Raw genomic sequence first — 18,484 nt, forward strand, 5'->3', positions numbered from 1 at the left:
AAGATATGGATATCTTGATCTGGTTAGTTCAATTAGTGATTTTCTTTAGTATTGTATCAGGTGTGCTGAACTCACTAAGTAAAAAAGCAAACAAGAATCAGTCTTCTAACAGAAGAAATGTTTTTAACGAACCGACTCAGACTTCTACTCGTAGATCTACTGCTCAAGCTGCGCCTAAGCAAAATAGGCAAGCAACTCCTCAGAGATCCACTCAGCAGCAGACTGTCAATCAACGTCGTACAGCAAGAGATAAGACTGTACGAGATGCTAGTACTGCTAGAGGTGCTGCAAGAGATATTACGACTGAGCGAGAAAGACGTAGAAAAGATAGAGAGAAGCTTGATCAGGCTCGACAAGAACGTACAAATAAACTTAGAAATCAGTCCTCGAATACAATGACTGAAGTCAAATCATTAAAAACAAAAAGTATTTCTAAATCTAATGAAACAGCCGAATTTGGATTTACAGAAGATAATATCGTTAGAGCCTTTGCTTATAAAGAGATTTTGGATAAGCCTATTGCTTTAAGAGACGAATAACAAAAGACCCGTCATGATGCATACTGATCAATCAGTATACTTTCACGACGGGCTTTTTTTGATTTTTCGATTAATTTTATTAAACAGTGGAATTAAAGGTGTATAAAGTAAAACCATAAATACACTATTCCCAATCGCATGATAGACATCGAACCAGATGCCGGCAAACCAGTATCCGATAAAGGCTGGAAAAACCATCTGATACATCATGGCCTGAATGACAGAAACAATCAGACCATATAAAATACCCGTTACCCCAGAAAAGATCACCCAATAGATAAGAGCACCATCCAAATTCTTTATGCATAAAGAGAAAGTATAACTAACTAAAATGATGACAGTGAATGCAATAATCTGAGAGATTGTCCATGGTCCCATCCCTAAAGATAAATTAGAGATTATAATTGAACCACTCCCAACAATCAAAGCATCTACGACCCCGAATGTTATTGTCATCAAAATCAAAATCGTCGTAACCGGTTGAACATTCGGAAGAAAGCTAAAAAACAACCGACTCGTTTGAACGAGTGCAATCATCAGTGCCAGAACAGTTAATCTGTATACAGGAAAGTTGTTTTTACTATTCTTCATTCTGACTCGTTTCAAGATTCCAGGTAATCTCGTCTCCATCTTCTAAAACATACTCACCCGCTCCAACTTGAGAAAACTCTCCATTGATATCAAACAACCAGTAAGCATTTTTTTCTGCATTTTGTTCCAAACCGTTTATTGAGGTTATAAGACCACCACTGTCTACTGCATCGTATTCCTCTTGCATGACTTCAAGTAGCGTTGTATCTTTTGGACTAGTCAATTCTTGATCCATCTCATCTTCATCAATACTATAAAGCTCATCATCGATTGAGAATTCAATTGTGTACGTGACCTCTTCACTTTGGTTCTGTGTAATATCAGAAGTTTCTGACTCAGTTAATGTACTGTCCTGATTTCCACATCCTACTACTAAAAAACTAAACATACATAGCCCTACTATTTTTTTCATTTCAACTCTACTCCTCTTTCAATAATCATTTTGATGTACATATACTTTTTCAGTGAGAAAAAATTCTCTTTTAATTTTGATGAATCGGGTAAAATCATTCAAAATTTGGAATAAAATCGCTCTACTCTCAAATTCTTTTCTTGTTTGAGGTAGTTCAGACTCTTTGAACGTTTGATAAAGTTCTGAAATGTCTTGTAATAAGTCTAAGCCTGTATTCTTTTCGTGAAGTTGTTCTGCGGTTCCTTTGAAAAGATCCGCGAGTATCTGGTTTTGACTCGTCGCCAATTTAACGGACGGAAGATTCTCACACATTTTTTGCAAGACAACAGATTGTTCTTTTCTCATTTGTGCATAACGAACATAGTAACTGGTTTTCTTGAATACTTGATTCGCATATTCATTTAATGCAACATGGTTCATTTCTTGTATTTTTTTATCTAACTGTACAAGCTGTTCAAATAATTCTTTGTAATTCTGATCTCCTTGTAATTGATCATGAAAAATCAAAAGCGCCTTACTCATTTCATTTTCAATTTCTTCAACGAACTTCTCTAATCTATTTTGCTGTTTAGGCATCCACAGATTTACCAATAAAGCAGTAAATACCCCGATTAACATTAATGCTGTTCCATTGATCTGCCAATCCCAAGAAATACTTTCAGCTGTGATGAAATGTGTCACAAGAACTGTTGTCGGAGCAATCCCTGACTCCACCTTACCTTTGCATGCTATAGGGATAAAGATGGCTAAATATAACCCAAAAGCAAAAAGAGAGAATCCCAAACTTGCAAATAAGATAGATGCGATACAAAATCCTAATATCATTGAACAGATTCTAGCTGCTGCGATTTTAATCGATTCCTGCTTTGTATCTAAGACACTTAAAATCGCGATGACTCCGGCTGCTAGTGTATAATTTAGCTCAAATAACTGAGCTATCCATACAGCTAGAACTGTAGCTACCACGATTTTGATGGTTCTTTGAGTTGTATTCATTTTATAACTCCTACAGAAAATCAAGCTGATATCCATCTATTAGCTTATTTCTCATTATTTATAAAGGGTGTCACAACGTTCCAGAACGTATAATTGAAATCAACAACCATAACCCCATTATTCCAGCTCCTAAGAAAATGATGATTGCCAGAATAGATACACTTGTCCCCTCCGCAACAGCTAAGATGACAGCTGAAGCCAAAATAAGCGCAGCTATAATCACGGCAAAAACGATCCGATTAACCATTTTATTTAATCCGGTCCATTTTTTATCTCCATCCACTAAATCCAAATGTACTTTTAATCTACCATTGTTAATGGTATCAAGAGATTTTGTGATCTTTGCAGGGAGAGATGCTGAATTTTGTGCAATTTGATAAAGACCAATCATGACTTTGTCTTTTGTAATGGTTTCGAAAAAGGAAACGTCATCGTTTGTTTTAATATAAGTAGAAGCAATTTTTAAAACGTTAATATCTGGATGAAGTTCTGTTATAACGCCTTCAAGAATCGTCATTGACTTTGCTAATAATAGAAAATCATTTGGCATAATCATTTTGTATTTATTTGTAATATATAGTACATCAGAAAAGAATGCACTCAAATTTATATTTTTAAAACTTCTCGAAGCATACATGTGATAAAAATCTGCAAGATCTTCACTTAACGCAAAGCGATTAACCTTTGTTTTAACAATAGCCATCTGTAAGAGTATATTCATCATACCCTCAATATCTTCCAACACGAGTGCTTTGATCAGCCGAATCAAACTTTCTCTTACGTCTGAAGAGAGCTCTCCAGTAATGCCGAAATCTAAAAAGACAATTTGCTTTCCTTTGATAATCAAATTCCCTTGATGAGGATCTCCATGAAAAAAGCCATCGTTGAATACTTGAGATAAAAAAGAATACATCAGTTTTTCGGCAATATCTTTCTTATCGTATCCCGCTGTGGTCAATTTGACAGCGTCTAAGCCCTTGATTCCGTCAATATATTCCTCAACCAGCACTCTTTTCGATGTATATTTCAAAAATGGTTTTGGCGCCGTAACAGCCTTGATTTCTTTATTTAATGCTCTAAATCTAGCTAAATATTTTGCTTCATTACGAAAATCAAGTTCGATTTTTGTAGTGGCTAAGATCTCATCGAACGCGGAATCAGCATCTACCAGCATATCCTTGACAGTGTTCGGTGCCATAGAAAGTATTTTAGAGAATAGTCTAATATCTCTTAAAAGATTTTCTTCTATCTCCGGTCTCTGGACTTTAATAATGACGCTTTCTCCAGTGTGTAGCTTCGCTTTATGTACTTGAGCAACAGACGCACTCGCAAGGGGGTTTTCTTCAACATATTCAAAAACTTCTTCAAGTGTTTGGTCAAATTCTTCACTAAAGATTTTTCTAATTTCAGCATAAGGAAAGTGAGGGGCATTATCTCTTAATTTTGATAGCTCTTCAATATAGTTATCTGGCAATAAGTCCCGTCTTGTGGAAATAATTTGGCCAATTTTAATAAAACTAGGACCTAATTCTTCAAAAGCCTGTCTAAGCCTTTGTGCATCTTGCTCATCATCTTTGGATCTAATACGTGTATTGTAAATATGGCCAAACCCATATGAAGCAAGGACTGTCCCGATTTCTTTCAATCTATCTCTATTCGTTTTTGACATCATGCACCCTCCTTTCATAAAAAAGTGCTGGTTAGAATGAACTAACCAGCACCATTCCAATTATCTATCGGTAGAACTGTTTTCAAGTCTCTTTTCTAATTCTTGAACTTTTGCTTCAAGATCGTCGATATCTTTTCTCTGAGCAACGTTCATACTTAATAATAATGCTTCTAATCTTTCTTTTTCTTCTACATCAGTCGTATCCTGAGTTTTCTTTTGAATCAGTTCAGAAGTCAGTGTTTTACCTTCTTCAACTGAAAGCTTTCCTTTTGCAACAAGTCGATCGATTTGTTCCATTGATTTTTCGACAGCCAGAGCAGTTCCACCGACCCCGATCAGTAAAGCTTTTTTAATATCATCTACTAACATAAGCATACTCCTTTCAATGAACCTTATTTTTGCAATGAACCTTACCCATATAGTATAGCATTCAAAAAAGAAATTGTCAGAGATTATCATCAGGCATTCTTATTCATAAAGTTTCATTTGATTAAGGTACAATGTTTCCTGCCGCTCTATAGATTTCATACCATTCATCACGACTAATGACTTTACCCGAAGCCGATGCATAAGTTTGGATTCTTTCAGGATTCATTGTCCCCAGAATCACTTGCATTTTTGCTGGATGTCTCAATAACCAAGCAATAGCAGTCGCTTCATTATTCATTCCATAGTTTTCTCCAACTTTACTTAATACTTCATTGACTTTTGGATAGTCTGGATTATTTAAAAATACCCCATTTTCCCCTTGAACTGGTGACCATGGTTGGATCGTAATATCATTCAGGCGACAATAATCTAAAATAGCACGGTCATGATCAATAGAGTTCGCATCTTTTGTATTCACATGAATACCCGCATCGATCATTCCAGTGTGTGTCACACTTAATTGAAGCTGGTTGGCTACAATATCTTGTTCAATATATTTTTCGAGTAGTTGAATTTGATAAGGACTGTGATTACTTACACCGAAATGTTTCACTTTCCCAGCCTTTTGCAAACTTGTAAAAACTTCCGCTACTTCTTCTGGTTCAACCAACGCGTCCGGTCTGTGTAGTAAAAGTACATCCAAGTAGTCTGTTTCCAGTCTTTTTAGAATACCTTCAACAGAAGAAGTTAAATGTTCTTTAGAAAAATCATATTTCCCAAATCGAATACCCGCTTTGGATTGAATCAGAAAGTTTTCTCTTTTAAGTGAACTTTGCTTTAAAGCGGCAGCAAACCGTTCTTCTGACTCTCCTTTTCCATAGATATCTGCATGGTCATAGAAGTTGATTCCGCTATCATTTGCTGATTCCAAAACAGCTGTTGCTTCTTTAACATCTAACGCATTCATTCTCATACAACCTAAAGCAACTTCAGATACATCTAGTTGACTTTTTCCAAGTTTAATCGTTTTCATTATCATGCTCCTCAGTACAAATTTACTTTCTGATATTATTGTATAAGTAACGCCAAAAATAATCGAGGAATATTGACTATTATTCATCGAAAAGAATGTGACAAAATTATGACAAGTCAATGTCATTTATTAAATCGTGCATTTGTGACGAAAGTTTGTCAAAATCTATTGATTTTCATCTTGATTACTCCTAAAATAGGTATTGTAACAAATTGTTCACAAATTACCACTTAAACCTAATCGTAAATCATTTTACATAAAATGATTAAGCACACTTTTGAAAAGGGGCAAACCAATCATGATCAAATTATACGTATCACCAAGTTGCACATCTTGTCGAAAAGCGAAAGCTTGGTTAGAAGAACAAAATTTAGAGTTTGAAGAAAAAAATATCTTTCACGAACCTCTATCGATAGACGAAATCAAAAACATTTTGAGCTTAACTGAAGAAGGTACTGAAGAAATCATTTCATATCGTTCTCAAGCTTATCAGGCCTTAGATGTAGATATCGAGGACCTTTCTATGAACGAGTTACTTAATTTATTCAAAACGCAACCAAGTCTCATTAGACGCCCGATCATCATGGATGAGCGTCGTTTACAAATTGGATACAATGAAGAAGAAATCCGTTGTTTCCTTCCAAGAAAAGTTCGCGAGTTAGAACTTGCAGAAATTCACCGTAAACTTGCAGACGAAGAATCAATCGAAATAGCGTAAATATACTAACACTAAAGCCTGAAGCTGATCATTTGATCGGCCTCAGGCTTTTTTAAGATTCTTCTTTTGTGTGATCTTCTTCATCGTCATCATCACTACTAGGCATAATTTCAATTTCTTTGTCAGCCTCTTCTCGTTCTTCTTTTTCTTCTGGAGCATCTTCTTCTTTTTTAGTTTTGCCATTTTGTTCAGCTTTTTCTTCTCTTTTTTCTTTATCTTCTTGATCGATTCCATTCTCTTCAGAATCATCATAATAACCGTCATCCATCTTTTCTCCCAATACATCTCGTCTATACTGGTTTTCGCTATAAAGGTAGACATTATGAACAATCCTGATAATTGGTCTCATTAAAAGAAAGAAACTAGCGAATATATATAAATACATTCCTAATCTCTCCAAGTTAGTAAAGGCTTGTGTTAAGCTTCCTGCAAGATATAACCCACCTGTAGCAATATCATTTCCAAGAGAGATAATTGTATAATAATTTTGAAAGTACAATCTGAAATTACCCATTTTGACAATCATGTCTTCATCTTTACGAGGATGAACATCATGTTCTTTTTTTTCAATTTGTGGCATGTTATCAATGCTCCTTTACCATTACTAGTATCTCCTATATTATCATAATCATAACGTAGTGTCTTATACTTAATCTCCCAATTTAGATTATTCTGATGCACTTTGACCATATCACAATTAAATAACAGATGTTAAACAACTGTTATTTGGTATCATTCTTTTATAGGGTGTTACTATAGTTCTAAACTATTCTTAGATTTATCGTACTTCACGTATACTAGTTCTCTCATTATCTTAAAATTTCGTTGTATAGTATGCAAAAAATCATTAGGTTAAGACGTTTATACTCTATTTTGCTTGAGTATATTTATAAATAGAACATTCAGACCAACAGGATTTTTTTAACCAACTATGTTATCCTTTATCTTATAGATTTTGCCAGGGTGTTATTAATTAGTCTGTTAAGTTTACAAATGTTTCAATTACTAGGATCTAATTAAGTAGCTCATATTCCGTATGAGTAGATATAAAATTTAGGACAATTATATTTAGGATAAAGATATGTTCTGAATAAATTCTTTCATAAAAGGAGATTTAAAAATAATGGATGTTAAAGAAGAAGCTTTAAAAATCAGCAAAGAAAAAGGTGGAAAAATTGAAGTGAATTCAAAAGTTTCTATCGAAACAATGGAAGACTTGGCTATTGCTTATACGCCTGGTGTGGCCGCTGTAAGTTCTGCTATTGCCGAAAACATAGAAGATGTCTACACGTATACGTCCAAAAAGAATCTAGTAGCTGTTATTACTGACGGATCTGCCGTTTTAGGGCTAGGAAATATTGGTCCAGAAGCTGCGATTCCAGTTATGGAAGGAAAAGCTGCTCTATTCAAGCGTTTTGCCAACGTTGATGCTGTACCTATTTCTCTGGATACACAAGACACCGAAGAAATCATTTCTCATGTGCAAGCTATTGCACCTTCATTTGGAGGCATTAACTTAGAGGACATCAGCGCACCACGCTGCTTTGAAATCGAGCGTCGTTTAAAAGAATCACTGAACATTCCTGTATTCCATGATGATCAACACGGTACAGCGATTGTCGTTTTGGCTGCAATATACAATGCTTTGAAACTAACTGAAAAAAATATTGAAGACGTCAGAATCGTTGTTAATGGCGGCGGAGCTGCAGGAATCGCCATCTCAAAACGTCTTCTCTCTGCTGGTGTAACAGATGTCTTATTAGTCGACAAAACTGGCATACTCTCTTCAAACGATGCAAATCTTGAAGATCGCCACAAGGAAATCGCTGAAGTGACAAATAAAACAAATATTCACGGTGACTTACACAAAGCGCTAAAAGGGGCCGATATTTTCGTTGGTGTTTCTGCTCCAAACGTACTGAAAAAAGAGTGGATTGCCGACATGAATGATAAACCGGTTATCTTTGCAATGGCTAATCCAGAACCAGAAATTAATCCTCAAGATGCTAAAGATGGCGGAGCCTTTATTGTGGGTACAGGCAGAAGTGACTATCCTAATCAAATCAACAACGTATTAGCTTTCCCGGGAATTTTCCGTGGAGCCCTGGATGCTCGTGCAACAGATATCACAGATGATATGCAAATTGCCGCTGCCCAGGGTATTGCCAGTGTAATTCCTGATGACGAATTGACAGTAGAGAATATCCTTCCCAATGTTTTTACTGAAGGTGTCTCAGATATTGTTGCAAATAGTGTAAAAAATGCAAAATAATTCATTTTAATTTATCCATTGACTTAAAATGGAACACTTTTAGAAGCGGGACGATTCAATATTCGTTCCGCTTTTTATTTTTTTAAAACAATTTTCTATGCACAAAAAAAGCTAGGATTTTCATCCTAGCTTTTTTCAGCAACTTTAGTAAAACTAAAGTGAAGTATGATGTTCACAGCACCAGGGACTTCCGATACCAACTTCCTGTTGTGTGCAATGCACATGTATCGTGCTTGACAGTCCACAAATGTGGACTAATCGACTCATCGCATGGACTAACTATAGCATACCAAAACAATTTACACAATACTTTTTAAAATTCAAGTTGATTTATCCAGGCTTCTTTGATTAGACCATGACCCGCAACAGTAGGATGTATTCCGTCCTCTCCTGTATAGTACGGGTAACCGTACTTGACTCCTTGCGCACTAAATAACCCATCCAATGGAATTAAATCCGTCAAATATTCACGAGCCATCTTTCTGACAATATGAATTCTTTGATCTAAGTCTTCTCTTACCTGAATTCTTTCTTTAGGATATGGCAGAACAAAAGGTTCCATTAGTACGATTCTGGCATCTGTTCTCTGGAGAAGAGATTTTAGCAAGAACCTATAGTCCTCTTCAAACTGCTCAATCGCGCTAGGATCCATACGTTTATTGATATTTAACTGATGAGAAGAATCATTGATTCCTACAAGAATAGATACGATATCTGGATTGAGATTCAGACAATCCTCTTCCCACCTCGCTTTCAAATCAACCACTTTATCCCCAGCAATTCCCCTATTGTAAAACGTCAGTTGGTCCTCTGGCAATGCAGCTTGCAACTCAGCAGCTACCATAAGCGGGTACCCTTTGCCTAAATCATTAGGATTAGAACGATCTCTGTCTACATCCGTAATACTGTCTCCGATAAATAAGATTTTATCTTGTTGTTTGATCTTCATCTATTTGTCCTCGTTTCTCATCTATAGTCAAATCACTGCAGTCAGCCAAAACTAAGGAAACTTAAAGCATACGTCTAATTCAGCTCGATCCTTCTAACGTTTTATGCTTTTGCATAAAATTATAGATAGCACCAATCAGGTTCGCATCATTTTTAAAGTGACACAATTCTACTACCGGTCTATATGGTGGTACTCTTAATCTTGAAAACAGTGCGTCCATTTCTTCGTTGATCTTTTCAATAAGATCTGGTTTATTGGATACGCCACCGCCCAGTAATAGAACTTCTGGATCAAAAGAATAAGCTAAATTATAAAGTCCTCTAACTAAGTAATGAAAAAAAGTCTGTACTTCTTCTTTTGCAATATCATCTCCTTTTTCGGCTAATTGGAATACTTCTTCCCCGCTAACTTTATTTGTAGGAATATTCATCCGCTTAGCGTATCTTCTGGCCATAGCAACCGCAGTGCCAAGCTCACTGAACGTTCTTTCTCCATCTAATAGCATGAATCCGAACTCTCCACCTAGTTGGTGATGTCCGTGCTGTATTTCACCATCTACAATGATTGCTCCACCTATACCGGTTCCTAGCACTACAAAGAGTACATTACTTTTATCTTTAGCCGCGCCTCTCCAGCTTTCTGCTAGGCCTGCACTATTGGCATCATTTTCAAAAGAGACCGGTAATTCAAAAGCTTTCTCCAGTTCATCATAGATTGGAAAAAAGTGGATATAAGGTACTTCACTAACGCCTTCGATCTGTCTTTCAATCTGATTAATTGCACCAGGTGCGGAAAATGCAACCCCAGAAAGAAAAAACTGCTTTTCAAAACTTTCTTTTACATGAACTAACTGATTCTTTAATTCTTCCCAACTTTCAGGGGTCAAAAAGCTCCCTTTTTCTTTCAGACGATCCTCGTCCCAAATGGCATATTTCACTGAGGTTCCACCTATATCGAAAGCCAGTAAGCTCATAGTACCCCTCCTAAAAAACTCATTTAATGAAAGTGCTTTCCTGATTATATCATGCTTATTTATTTTTCGAAATATCTGTTTTTCAAAGTTTAAAAATTTTACCATGTAGCAATGGATCCGTCAGCCCTTGGCTCTGTGCCACCTATTAGTACACCATTCGGCGCTCTAAGAATAATTTGACCTCTACCAAACAGTCCTTTTCCAGGTACGATTGTGACTTCATGTCCTCTTTTAATCAAGTCTTCAATAATGCTTAACGACATTTCTGGTTCAATGGATACTTTTTTGCCTTCATCCCAGTGCCATCTTGGAGCATCAAGTGCATTTTGCGGATTCAAGTGAAAGTCAATCATGGAGCTAATGACTTGTAGATGTGCTTGTGGCTGCATTTGCCCCCCCATTATGCCAAATGGACCAACAGGCTGTTCTCCTTTTGTGATAAATCCAGGTATGATCGTGTGGAACGGTTTTTTATTTGGACCGACAACATTTGGGTGCCCCTCTTCCATTGTAAACCCGCAACCTCTATTTTGCAGACTCAAACCATAGTCCGGCACCACAACACCGGAACCAAACCCCATATAATTGCTTTGAATGTAAGAAATCATATGACCTTCTTCATCCGCAGCAGCTAAATAAACAGTCCCCGAATAATCTCGAATACCTGGCTTTGGATCTAGTGCTTCTTCTTGTACTAGAGCAGCTCGCGCTTTAGCATAGTCTTTAGACAATAGTTTATCAACAGTTTCATTCATATGTTTTAAGTCTGTTATGGTTGCTTGGCCGTCACTAAATGCCAATTTTACAGCTTCAATTTGTTTGTGAATCGTTTCTGGGTCGTCTTTTCCTTTTAATTCAAGGTTTTCTAATATAGATAAGGCCATTAAAGCGATAATACCTTGCCCGTTTGGTGGCATTTCCCAAATATCGTAGCCTTTATAGTTCGTTGAAATTGGTACTATCCATTCAGGTTTATACTCTTCTAAGTCTTCTTTTCTAATAAAACCGTGATATTTTTTTGAAGTGCGATCGATTGCTTCTGCTATTTCCCCTTTATAGAAAGCTTCTCCACCCGTTTCTCCAATCAATCGAAGTGTTCTAGCGTGGCCTTTAGAAGACCAGATTTCTCCGGGTTCAATTGGATGACCCTCTGGAGCGAACGTACTAAACCAAGTTTCTAATTCTGGAAATTGCTCCAGCTTTTTCTTCAATATTTTAAATGTTCTTTTCCATGCATTGGATACAACATTTGAAACAGGAAACCCTTCTTCGGCAATCTTAGCTGCTGGTTCCAAAACTTCTTTTAAAGATAACTTGCCATGTTTTTTGCTTAATTCTACCCAACCCGCTGGTACTCCTGGTACAGTAATTGGAACGATTCCGTGTGTAGGAATCTCTTCATGTCCTTTTTCTAATAAATTCGCTCTTGTTAGTTGCTCTGGAGCATGTCCGCTAGCATTTAGTCCGTGCAATTCTCCATCTTTCCAAAGAATCGAAAAGCTATCTCCCCCTATGCCATTCGATCCTGGTTCTACAACTGTCAAAGTTGCAGCCGCTGCGATTACCGCATCAATTGCGTTTCCTCCTTTTTTCAAGATTTCTAATCCTGCTTGGGAAGCTAATGGGTGCGAACTGGCAACCATCCCTTTTTTCCCATATACAAGTTCTCTTCTAGAAGCATAATGAAATACGCTTGCATCAAATTCTGGAATCGTCATATCTTTCTCCCCTACTGTAAGTATGAAAGTAAGCCCGAGAAAAATTTCTCGAGCTTACTTTGTAAAACTATTTAACTGTGCTTATTTATCTTGAATAACTTCGATTTTGTAACCGTCTGGATCTTTAATGAAGAAGTAGTTAGCTGCTCCGTCGGATAATCCTTTTAAGCCAGTTACTTCGTAATCTGTTTTACTGTATTCTTCGTGTGTAGCTTGTAAATCGTCTACACTAATGGCAATGTGTCCATAACCATTTCCGATTTCGTAAGGTTCTTCTTGGTCATAATTATAAGTTAATTCTACTTCGTAAGTGTCTCCAGGTAAAGCCAGATAAACTAATGTAAATTTGTCATCTGGATAATCTAATTTTGTAGTGATTTCCATACCCAGTATATTTGTATAAAAATCAACTGATTTATCAAGATCTTTAACTCTAACACATGTGTGCAATGCTTTTTTAGCCAAGTTCATTCCTCCTATAGTTTAAGTGATACGTTTATTTTGCCTTATATTTCAAAATGGGTCAAGTGAATGAAAAGGCATCTACTGGTTACTCTTATCTAATCCCATTATCTTTCGTATAATTCTAGTGGTAAGTGATCAGGATCTTTAAAAAAGGTAAACCGTTTATTTGTAATAGGATCTACTCTAATTGGTTCAACTTCTACACCTTTGTTTTCAAGCCAGTTAACAGCTTTCTCAATGTCCTTAACCTCAAAACACAGATGCCTCAATCCTTGTGCTTCCGGTGTACTCGGTCTTTTAGGAGGATCAGGAAATGAAAACAACTCAATTTGAGCATCCCCGATTGTAAGATCCAACTTATATGAATGGCGTTCTTCTCTATAAACTTCATTGATGATTTCAAGTTCAAGAATTTCTGTGTAAAATTTCTTTGATTCTTCATAATTTGACGCGATAATAGCAGTATGATGAATACGTTCTAACATAGAAAGCTCCTTTAAGTTTTATTTTTAGTATACAATAAAAATTGGATTAAATGGTTCATTTGAATTGAATAAATTGTCTATTTGACGCATACTATAGATGTACATTTGGAGTGTTATTAGTATGGGACTTGGAAGGATGATCATAATGAATACAATCATTTTAATGACTTTAACAGGATTAATGACTCTTGTACCGACTGCGTTGCTTATGTCTACTCTAAATAGCCACACACCAGAAAAAGTGCGCGTTCGTGTAGATGACAATCAAGATTATTATAGATAAAAATCAAACGGCTCCTTTACTGGTAGCCGTTTTTTTGTTCACAGTAAATTTTTCTTTAACATATATTTATGGTATATATTTACTAAGACTATATAACTAAGGGGACGATTGTATGGAAACATTTGAAGATTATCTCAGTACAATTGACAATATCGAACAACGTGACAGAATGACAGAGATTTTAAGTAGACTACAAAAAACTTTTCCTGAACTGGTTCCTCGAATCGCTTGGAATCAGCCGAATTTTACTGATCATGGAACTTTTATTATGGGCTTCAGTATAGCAAAGCAGCACATCTCCATTGCCCCAGAGAAAAAAGCTATTCTGCAATTTGAAGCGGAAATAAAGCAGGACGGTTACGCAATGACAAAAGAACTCTTTAAAATAAAAAACAGCCAGGATATTGACTTCGAGTTACTTGAAAAAATCACCCAATACAATATAGAAGATAAAAAAAATTGCGAAACCTATTGGAGAAAATAAAGAAAAAGCAGAGTATCAGTTCATTCTGACTACTCTGCTTTTTCTTTATAAGTTGATAGATATGTAAAATCTATTTAGTTAAAGCCATTCTCAACATTGTTGAAGTATATTGGTCTCGCTCGCTATTGAATTCTTCAACAATATTAAATCCTTTTTTGAGATAAAAATTTTTCCCGATTTTGTTTTCTTTTTGTACATTTAAATAAAGCTTTCTCAGACCCTTTATATGATTTAATCCTTGATTCAGCAAAAGTGTTCCTGTCCCTCTATTTTGATATCTTGGATCGACATATATAGCCCCTAGCTCAACTTCTCCGGATTTTTTTGCGTTAGAATAATTAGCAAATCCAATAATTTCATTATTGTGTTCGGCTACAAATATTATAGAATGTTCTAAGCGTCTCTTCATGCTATCATCACTATATGCTGAATCCAGAAATTTTTCTTGACCTGCTAAAGGAATGATATCTTTATATGTAAACTTCCAGGTAAGTCTCGCTACACTCTGTACTTGTTTTGTATCTTCTAGTTTCATTTTACGAATGGCGGTATTCATATAAATCTCCTTTCAAAATACTTTATTTTTGAAAGTATATCATAAAAAATACGTATTCAGTAATGGTCTTTTGAACAAAACAAAAAAGGTGATTTCACTTTGGATATAGTGAAATCACCTTTTAAATTACTTAATTATGCACACGAGAAGACTCGAACTTCCACGGGGCATCGCCCCACCAGCCCCTCAAGCTGGCGCGTCTACCATTCCGCCACGTATGCTAAGTGATACAATCACTATCATAACAACGTTTTTGAAATGTGTCAATCTTATTTTTCAGTTCAGGTTCTATTTTGAATGGCTTCTTTCCCTAACAATTCGAGTCTTCCTCTACAATTAGAACAGACGTATTTTTCTACATTTACTCTTCTTTTACGGTAATACAGTTGCCCACAATCGGAGCACTGATATTTCCATAATTGCTCGATAGGCTTTCTTTCCTTTAAAGCGGGTGTGAATCTTAATCCACCCACTTCTTTTAATAAAGCTTTGAAATCTGCATCTTGGTGTCGGTGACCTTTCCCTTCTAAATGCAGATGGTAATGACAAAGCTCATGCTTAACGACCCCTTCAAAAATATCCATCCCCAACACTTCCAAAACGAGTGGATTAAAATCTAAGTTATGTGTATTGAGAAAATATCTTCCTCCGGTCGTCTTTAATCGTTTGTTGAAAACCGCTTTATGTTTAAAGGGTTTTGAAAAACTACTGAGCGATACTTTTTCAACAAATCCTTGTAAGGTTTTCTGATCCATAAAATACTCCTTATGCTAAAGAACGAGATGCATAGCGGCACCTCGTTCTCATCACACTTTTATTCTTTTCCGAGCATCGTTAATGCAATACGTCCTTTTTGCATATCCACTGAATCGATCCAGACCTTTACAATATCTCCAACAGCGACCGCTGCACTTGGATGTTTAATGAACTTTTTGCTTAGTTTTGAAATATGAACAAGTCCATCTTGTTTGACGCCGATATCTACAAATGCACCGAAGTCCACAACATTACGAACGGTTCCTTCAAGCTCCATTCCCGGCTTCAAGTCTTCCATTGTTAAGACATCTGTTCTGAGTAGCGGTGCTGGCATATCATCACGCATATCTCTTCCCGGGGCAACAAGGGCCTTCACTACGTCTTTTAGTGTTTCTGAACCTAGTCCTGTTGCTTCCAGTACTTTTTCTTCATCTAATAATTTTACACGCATACTCAACTCTTCTGACCCAATATCTGATTTCTTCAATCCAGCCATCTCAATAATCATTTTAGCTTCTTTATACGTTTCTGGGTGAATCCCTGTATGGTCAAGTGGTTCTTTTCCATCGGGAATTCTAAGGAATCCAACTGCTTGTTCATACGCTTTCGGTCCGAGTCGTTTAACTTTTTTAAGTTGTGCTCGACTTGTAAATTTGCCATTTTCTTCTCTAAACGTTACAACATTTTCAGCAGTTGTTTTGGTCAAACCGGCAATATGTTTCAGTAAAGCAGCACTGGCAGTATTAACGTTCACACCAACCTGGTTAACCACTGTTTCAATGACAAAGTCCAACTGTTCGGTTAACTTTTTCTGAGATACATCATGCTGATATTGACCAATACCAATGGATTTTGGATCGATTTTCACTAGTTCTGCTAACGGATCTTGAAGTCTTCTAGCAATACTGACGGCACTTCTTTCTTCAACTTGCAAGTCTGGAAACTCTCTTCTCGCTTCATCACTTGCAGAATAAACTGAAGCCCCGGCTTCATTTACAATAACATATGCGACTTTATGTGCTGATTCTTTCAGATTTTCCGCAACAAAGGTTTCTGATTCTCTACTTGCAGTTCCGTTACCAATGGCTACTGTATCTACACTGTATTCCTCAATCATTTTCTTGAATCGATTTGCGGCTTCTGCTCTTTTTTGTTGAGAAGCTGGTTTATGCGGATAAATAACGTCAATGGCCAATACTTTTCCAGTCGCATCGATCACTGCTAATTTACAGCCTGTCCGGTAAGCAGGATCTAATCCTAAAATTGTCTGATCTTTAAGTGGTGCTTGCAGCAATAGATTTCTCAGATTTTCTCCAAAGACTTCAATAGCTTGTTCTTCTGCTCTTTCAGAAAGGTCATTACGAATCTCTCTTTCAATCGCTGGTCCGATGAAGCGTTTGTAAGCTTCACTGATAGCTTCTTTTACTTTTTTTACAGCTGGAGTCAAGTGAACACTTTTGATTTCTTGTTTGATCATATAGTGTTCGATTCGGTCTTCGTCCACTTCAATGTTCACAGAAAGGACGCCTTCTTTTTCTCCTCTGTTCAATGCCAGAATACGGTGCGCAACAAGCGACTTGATTGTCTCTGAATATTCGTAATACATTTCATAGACCGCTTTTTCATCTGCTGTCTTGTCTTTGACAGTTGAAAGAACTGTCCCATTTTTACTTGTGTAGTCTCGAATCCATTCACGGTATTGAGGATTGTCAGAAATATATTCAGCAATAATTTCATGTGCTCCTGCTAAAACTTCTTCCACAGTCAATACTTCTTTTTCTTCATCAATATAATTTGCGGCTTCGTTTTCAAGTTCTGCGTCAGGGAAAGACAATAACCAATCTGCAAATGGTTGAAGCCCCTGCTCTTTCGCAATCGTTGCCTTTGTGCGACGTTTTTGTTTGAAGGGTCGGTACAAGTCTTCTACTTTTTGCATTTTTGTCGCTTTTTGAATGGCTTGCTCAAGCTCTGCTGTTAATTTGCCTTGCTCTTCAATAGAAGCAATCACGTCTAATTTTCTTTTTTCGATGTTTTTTAAATAAGTATGACGTTCTTCGATTTCTCTAATTTGTACTTCATCCAGTGATCCTGTTACTTCTTTTCTATAACGGGCAATAAAAGGAACCGTATTTCCGTCCTCTAATAAATCGAGCACCGAGTTGATTTGTTTTTTTGAATAGTCTGTTAATTCTTTGATTAGTAAATCCATTACTTGTTTATTTTCTGTTTCCACCAAGATATTCATCTCCAATGCATGTATTCAACTTTTCTATTTTATCACAAATTCGCTTGATCAAATACCCAAATTCAGTTCTCTCTCGTGGTGACCAAAAGATTAGCGACACAAAGAAAGGTAGAAACGAGCGACCTCGACTTCTACCTTTTTCTTATAGATTGATTACGACCAGTGTTTTTTCTAGCTGTGCTTTGAAATTTTTATTGCTCCAATGTCTCTTGTTGCCTAGACACGCAGAAATATAAGTCCGATCAGTATCTCGATAAGTCTTTCTAAAATGAACGTGCCCCATCAAACTATATTCAATATGGGGATACTTTTTATAAAGCGTTTCGTACGACTTGGCTCCTAAAAAAGCATTCGCATAATCGTAGATACGACTAGGCAAAGGGACAACAAATTCTGAATGTGTCGCTACATGCGTCATCAAAATAATTTTCCGATTACCAACGGATTCAATATCGCTTGTTAGTTGATTTAACATCTCTTTACTGACACTCTGATCGTCCTTGCCCCAGTCTACGTAATGCCGATCATTCCAGGAAGCAAATTTATATTTTTTCTTGTCGAATTGCTCGATTGAATACTTTTTATGATCTCCATAACCATAATCATACCATCCTGGTGAACCTACAATGGCCCATTCATCGTTAAGAATTTTAGGACTTCCCACTAGTGACTCTTTTTTTGAAGTAAAAAAAGAGTCAATTTGATTTGTATCTTTCACTTCATGTTCTTTTGACCAGTAATCGTGATTTCCTGGTGTGAAAAAGACTTGAATCTTAGTAGTTTCTTGAATATTTTCCAGAAATTTCTGGCTTTTTTCGTAGTGATTGGAAATATCCCCCGCAATTAACAAAATGTCCAATTCTTGATCTAAAATGATTTGTGTGACTAGTGATTCTGCAGTTTCACCTAGTTTTAGCGCTTTTTCATTGATATCTATATGCAGATCCGATATCATACCGATTTTCATGCTG

At 36.5% G+C, this 18,484-nt stretch carries 21 protein-coding genes and 1 tRNA gene; 5 read left to right on the plus strand and 17 right to left on the minus strand.

Going from position 1 to position 18,484, the window contains the following annotated elements; genetic code table 11:
- Window positions 1-5: 5 nt before the first annotated feature.
- Window positions 6-539: a hypothetical protein gene (locus tag ACFP65_RS04515; RefSeq protein WP_379916302.1), complete on the plus strand. Its 534-nt coding sequence runs from the start codon at window positions 6-8 to the stop codon at window positions 537-539.
- A 42-nt stretch (window positions 540-581) separates the two neighbouring features.
- On the opposite strand, the gene ACFP65_RS04520 is transcribed toward ACFP65_RS04515, so the two are convergent.
- From ACFP65_RS04520 to ACFP65_RS04545, 6 genes are all read right to left on the minus strand, one after another.
- Complete coding sequence (locus tag ACFP65_RS04520) at window positions 582-1,130, minus strand: ECF transporter S component (protein WP_379916304.1); 549 nt, start codon at window positions 1,128-1,130, stop codon at window positions 582-584.
- Complete coding sequence (locus ACFP65_RS04525; RefSeq protein ID WP_379916306.1) at window positions 1,120-1,542, minus strand: DUF4430 domain-containing protein; 423 nt, start codon at window positions 1,540-1,542, stop codon at window positions 1,120-1,122. Before ACFP65_RS04525 ends, ACFP65_RS04520 begins: the two co-directional genes overlap by 11 nt.
- Before the next feature lie 18 nt (window positions 1,543-1,560).
- Window positions 1,561-2,538 carry an aromatic acid exporter family protein gene (locus ACFP65_RS04530; RefSeq protein WP_379916307.1) on the minus strand — a complete coding sequence of 326 codons (978 nt, stop codon included), beginning with the start codon at window positions 2,536-2,538 and terminating at the stop codon, window positions 1,561-1,563.
- Between the two features lie 70 nt (window positions 2,539-2,608).
- Complete coding sequence (locus ACFP65_RS04535) at window positions 2,609-4,207, minus strand: ABC1 kinase family protein (RefSeq protein ID WP_379916309.1); 1,599 nt, start codon at window positions 4,205-4,207, stop codon at window positions 2,609-2,611.
- 60 nt (window positions 4,208-4,267) lie between these two features.
- Window positions 4,268-4,576 (minus strand): phasin family protein, encoded by a 309-nt coding sequence (locus ACFP65_RS04540; protein ID WP_379916311.1) that lies wholly within the window; start codon window positions 4,574-4,576, stop codon window positions 4,268-4,270.
- Window positions 4,577-4,697: 121 nt separating this feature from the next.
- Window positions 4,698-5,609, minus strand: a complete 912-nt coding sequence (locus ACFP65_RS04545) for an aldo/keto reductase (protein WP_379916312.1) — start codon at window positions 5,607-5,609, stop codon at window positions 4,698-4,700.
- Window positions 5,610-5,907: 298 nt separating this feature from the next.
- Here ACFP65_RS04545 and spxA point away from each other — a divergent pair, with 298 nt between their 5' ends.
- Window positions 5,908-6,327 (plus strand): transcriptional regulator SpxA, encoded by a 420-nt coding sequence (spxA, locus tag ACFP65_RS04550; RefSeq protein ID WP_379916314.1) that lies wholly within the window; start codon window positions 5,908-5,910, stop codon window positions 6,325-6,327.
- Between the two features lie 52 nt (window positions 6,328-6,379).
- Here the strand turns inward: spxA and ACFP65_RS04555 are convergent, their stop codons facing one another.
- On the minus strand, window positions 6,380-6,907 hold the full coding sequence (locus ACFP65_RS04555; protein WP_379916316.1) for a YrhK family protein: 528 nt from the start codon (window positions 6,905-6,907) through the stop codon (window positions 6,380-6,382).
- Window positions 6,908-7,450: 543 nt separating this feature from the next.
- Here ACFP65_RS04555 and ACFP65_RS04560 point away from each other — a divergent pair.
- The gene (locus tag ACFP65_RS04560) at window positions 7,451-8,599 is read left to right on the plus strand and encodes an NAD(P)-dependent malic enzyme (protein ID WP_379916318.1); all 1,149 of its coding nucleotides are present in this window, start codon (window positions 7,451-7,453) and stop codon (window positions 8,597-8,599) included.
- A 313-nt stretch (window positions 8,600-8,912) separates the two neighbouring features.
- Here the strand turns inward: ACFP65_RS04560 and ACFP65_RS04565 are convergent, their stop codons facing one another.
- The 5 genes from ACFP65_RS04565 to ACFP65_RS04585 form a co-directional block, all read right to left on the minus strand.
- Window positions 8,913-9,548: an SGNH/GDSL hydrolase family protein gene (locus tag ACFP65_RS04565; RefSeq protein WP_379916320.1), complete on the minus strand. Its 636-nt coding sequence runs from the start codon at window positions 9,546-9,548 to the stop codon at window positions 8,913-8,915.
- 79 nt (window positions 9,549-9,627) lie between these two features.
- The gene (locus ACFP65_RS04570) at window positions 9,628-10,521 is read right to left on the minus strand and encodes an ROK family protein (RefSeq protein WP_379916322.1); all 894 of its coding nucleotides are present in this window, start codon (window positions 10,519-10,521) and stop codon (window positions 9,628-9,630) included.
- 98 nt (window positions 10,522-10,619) lie between these two features.
- Window positions 10,620-12,239 carry a gamma-glutamyltransferase gene (ggt, locus tag ACFP65_RS04575; RefSeq protein WP_379916324.1) on the minus strand — a complete coding sequence of 540 codons (1,620 nt, stop codon included), beginning with the start codon at window positions 12,237-12,239 and terminating at the stop codon, window positions 10,620-10,622.
- Between the two features lie 81 nt (window positions 12,240-12,320).
- Entirely contained in the window at window positions 12,321-12,704 is a 384-nt protein-coding gene (locus ACFP65_RS04580) for a VOC family protein (RefSeq protein WP_379916325.1), read from the minus strand.
- A gap of 104 nt (window positions 12,705-12,808) precedes the next feature.
- Window positions 12,809-13,189, minus strand: a complete 381-nt coding sequence (locus tag ACFP65_RS04585) for a VOC family protein (RefSeq protein ID WP_379916327.1) — start codon at window positions 13,187-13,189, stop codon at window positions 12,809-12,811.
- A gap of 145 nt (window positions 13,190-13,334) precedes the next feature.
- Here ACFP65_RS04585 and ACFP65_RS04590 point away from each other — a divergent pair, with 145 nt between their 5' ends.
- Together ACFP65_RS04590 and ACFP65_RS04595 are read left to right on the plus strand one after the other, a co-directional pair.
- Window positions 13,335-13,472: a hypothetical protein gene (locus ACFP65_RS04590; RefSeq protein ID WP_379916329.1), complete on the plus strand. Its 138-nt coding sequence runs from the start codon at window positions 13,335-13,337 to the stop codon at window positions 13,470-13,472.
- A 112-nt stretch (window positions 13,473-13,584) separates the two neighbouring features.
- Entirely contained in the window at window positions 13,585-13,956 is a 372-nt protein-coding gene (locus ACFP65_RS04595; RefSeq protein ID WP_379916331.1) for an iron chaperone, read from the plus strand.
- A gap of 70 nt (window positions 13,957-14,026) precedes the next feature.
- Here the strand turns inward: ACFP65_RS04595 and ACFP65_RS04600 are convergent, their stop codons facing one another.
- From ACFP65_RS04600 to ACFP65_RS04620, 5 genes are all read right to left on the minus strand, one after another.
- Window positions 14,027-14,512, minus strand: coding sequence for a GNAT family N-acetyltransferase (locus ACFP65_RS04600; protein WP_379916333.1), 486 nt, complete (start codon window positions 14,510-14,512; stop codon window positions 14,027-14,029).
- 137 nt (window positions 14,513-14,649) lie between these two features.
- Window positions 14,650-14,733 (minus strand) — tRNA-Leu (locus ACFP65_RS04605).
- Window positions 14,734-14,793: 60 nt separating this feature from the next.
- The gene (locus ACFP65_RS04610; RefSeq protein ID WP_379916335.1) at window positions 14,794-15,267 is read right to left on the minus strand and encodes a SprT family protein; all 474 of its coding nucleotides are present in this window, start codon (window positions 15,265-15,267) and stop codon (window positions 14,794-14,796) included.
- Between the two features lie 59 nt (window positions 15,268-15,326).
- Window positions 15,327-17,504, minus strand: coding sequence for a Tex family protein (locus tag ACFP65_RS04615; RefSeq protein ID WP_417498544.1), 2,178 nt, complete (start codon window positions 17,502-17,504; stop codon window positions 15,327-15,329).
- A 151-nt stretch (window positions 17,505-17,655) separates the two neighbouring features.
- Entirely contained in the window at window positions 17,656-18,480 is an 825-nt protein-coding gene (locus ACFP65_RS04620; protein ID WP_379916337.1) for a metallophosphoesterase, read from the minus strand.
- Window positions 18,481-18,484 lie beyond the last annotated feature (4 nt).

Origin of the sequence: Marinilactibacillus sp. GCM10026970, from assembly GCF_042660675.1 — a bacterium.
GTDB lineage: Bacteria > Bacillota > Bacilli > Lactobacillales > Carnobacteriaceae_A > Marinilactibacillus.